At 82.1% G+C, this 977-nt stretch carries 1 pseudogene; it reads right to left on the reverse strand.

Annotation, left to right across the window (positions count from 1 at the left end):
* Nucleotides 1–977, reverse strand: a pseudogene (locus VR45_RS39765) (hypothetical protein); the annotation flags it as partial.

The raw sequence follows: 977 nt of genomic DNA on the forward strand, positions 1-977 counted from the left end.
CGTCGGCCGCGAGCCGGGCCAGCGCCAGGGCCGCCCGGCCACGTCGGCGCGGGTCGAGGTCCGGCTCGTCGAGCAGGCCGCGCAGCATCCGCCGGGCACCGCCCGGGTCGCCGAGGGCGGCGGCCTGGTCGGCGGCGGCCTGGGCGAGGTCCTGCCAGGCCGGGCGGTCGCCCATGGCCAGGGTGTGCTCGGCGATCCGGGCGAGCGGCCGGGGCTCCCTGGTCCCCAGCGCGGCCACGGCCCGCTGGTGCAGCACCCGGCGCCGGGGCCCGGCGACCCGCCCGTGGGCGACCTGCCGGGCCGCAGGGGAGCGGAAGGCGTAGCGGTCGGGCGCGGTCTCCCGCAGGACGGCCGCGTGCAGCGCCTCGGTCAGGCCGTCGGCCCCGGCCTCGGCGTCCAGCCCGGCGACGGCGGTCAGCAACTCCTCGTCGGCGGGCACCCCGAGGACGGCGGCCGCCGCGACGACGGCCGCGCCGTCGTCGCCCAGGCGGGCGAGCCGCTCGGTCACCGCGTCGCGCAGTCCGCGCGGGACCTCGGCGCGGGCCAGGACGGCCGCCAGGTCGCCGGTGGCCGCACGGCCGACGGGGCCGCCGGTGCGTTCGGTGGTCGGTCGATCTGCGGTCGGTCGGCCGGCAGTCGGCCGGCCGGGGGAGGCGGGAGCGCGTTCGGTCAGGGTGCGTTCGGCCAGGGCCCGCAGGTCCTCCTCGACGGCCAGCGGCAGTCCCTGGCTGCGCTCGTGCAGGACCCGCGCGAGTTCGGGGGTCGCCGCCGGGCCCAGCACCGACCGGGCCAGCTCCGCGACCTCCCGCTCGTCCAGGGGCTCCAGCCGCTCCAGCCGCTCCAGCCGGACCGGCGCGCCGACGGCCCCGTGCCCCTCGCCGGCCCCGTGCCCGCCGGTCCGGGCGGGCGCCGGGCGGAAGGCCGCCCCGGGCGCCGGGGCGCCGGGCGGCAGGTCCTCGGGACGGTAGGTGACCACC

The organism is Streptomyces sp. NRRL S-495 (assembly GCF_000966955.1).
Lineage (GTDB): Bacteria > Actinomycetota > Actinomycetes > Streptomycetales > Streptomycetaceae > Kitasatospora > Kitasatospora purpeofusca.